The organism is Peterkaempfera griseoplana, assembly GCF_001418575.1.
Classification (GTDB): Bacteria; Actinomycetota; Actinomycetes; order Streptomycetales; family Streptomycetaceae; genus Peterkaempfera; species Peterkaempfera griseoplana.
The window spans coordinates 1-1538 of record NZ_LIQR01000390.1 but is presented as its reverse complement, the minus strand read 5'-3'; the positions used below and the strand labels follow the sequence as shown (position 1 = coordinate 1538).

Below are 1538 nucleotides of genomic sequence, written 5' to 3'. Positions count from 1 at the left end.
TGCGACGGCGGCCGGGGGCCGATCGCGGACCGGCCGCCGTCGCATGCGCGGGTGCCGTTGCTGGTCGCGCGGACGCCGTCTGCCGCGGTCCCACACGGCGCCGGGGTGCGGGTGGAGGGCCTGGGCCGCTCAGGCGGCCCGCACCCCGCCGGCGAGGGGTCGCCGGGGTACGGGCCGGTCGCGGGGAGGGTCAGGACCGCTGGGCGCGGGCGTCCCGGATGGTGTCCCGGAACCACAGGGCGCTCTGCTTGGGGGTGCGGCGCTGGGTNNTGTCGTAGCCGAAGGCCCACTCGAAGTTGTCCATCAGCGACCAGGCGAAGTAGCCGCGGACGTCGACACCGGCCGTCCGGGCGGCCGCGACGGCCCTGATGTGGTCGGCGAGGTAGGCGGTGCGGTCCTCGTCCTGCACCTTGCCGTCGGCGTCCGCGGTGTCGTCGAAGGCGGCGCCGTTCTCGGTGATGTAGAGGGGCAGGCCGGGGTAGTCGCGGCCCAGCCGGGTGAGCAGGTCGGTGAGGCCCTGCGGGATGATGTCCCAGCCCATCGCGGTGACGGGCAGGTTCTGCTCCACCACGCGGGAGAGGGGCTCGCCGTCGGCCTCGCCGTTCTCGGGCAGACCCGAGAGGACGTGGCTGGAGTAGTAGTTGACGCCCAGCAGGTCCAGCGGGGTGGCGATGGCCTCCAGGTCGCCGTCCAGGACCGGGAGTTCCGCGCCGCGCCGGGCCAGGTCGGCGACCACGTCGGCGGGGTAGCGGCCGTGCACCAGCGGGTCGAGGTAGATGCGGGCGCCCAGGCCGTCGGCCCGGCGGGCGGCGTCCAGGTCGGCGGGGTGGTCGCTGGCCGGGTAGGAGTTCCCCATGTTCAGGGTGATGCCCAGCTGGATCGGCTGGGGTGCGGCGGCGCGCAGCCGCTGTGCGGCCAGGCCGTGGCCGAGCAGCAGGTGGTGGACGGCCTTCACGGCGTCCGGGAAGTGCTTGCGGCCCGGGGCGTGGTGGCCCTGGTCGTAGCCGAGCATGGCCGAGCACCAGGGCTCGTTGAGGGTGGTCCAGTGCCGGACGCGGTCGCCCAGGGCGTCCATCACCAGCTCGGAGTAGTCGGCGAAGCGGTGGGCGGTGTCACGCTCGGGCCAGCCGCCGGCGTCCTCCAGCTCCTGGGGGAGGTCCCAGTGGTAGAGGGTGATCCAGGGCAGCAGGCCCTTGGCGAGCAGCTGGTCGACCAGGCGGTCGTAGAAGGCGAGGCCGCGGGCGTTGGCGGGGCCTCGGCCGCCCGGCTGGACCCGGGGCCAGGCGACGGAGAAGCGGTAGGCGTCCACGCCGAGGTCGGCGATCATCGCGATGTCCTCGGGCATCCGGTGGTAGTGGTCGCAGGCGACGTCGCCGTTGTCCCCGTCCACCACCGCACCGGGCACCCGGCAGAAGGTGTCCCAGATGGAGGGGGTGCGGCCGTCCTCGTCGACGGCGCCCTCGATCTGGTACGAGGAGGTGGCCACGCCCCAGAGGAAGTCGGCCGGCAGGCCGTCGGCGGCGCCCGCGAGGGCGGCG

1 protein-coding gene and 1 pseudogene are annotated in these 1538 nt (G+C 74.6%); both read right to left on the bottom strand.

All coding sequences use genetic code 11. The features are described from left to right. Positions 1-190 precede the first annotated feature (190 nt). Positions 191-268, bottom strand: a pseudogene (locus AOK09_RS43265) (hypothetical protein); the annotation flags it as partial. Between the two features lie 2 nt (positions 269-270). Continuing rightward, positions 271-1510: GH1 family beta-glucosidase (locus tag AOK09_RS26960; RefSeq protein ID WP_245687497.1), on the bottom strand; the 1240-nt coding region annotated here is incomplete at its 3' end. Positions 1511-1538 lie beyond the last annotated feature (28 nt).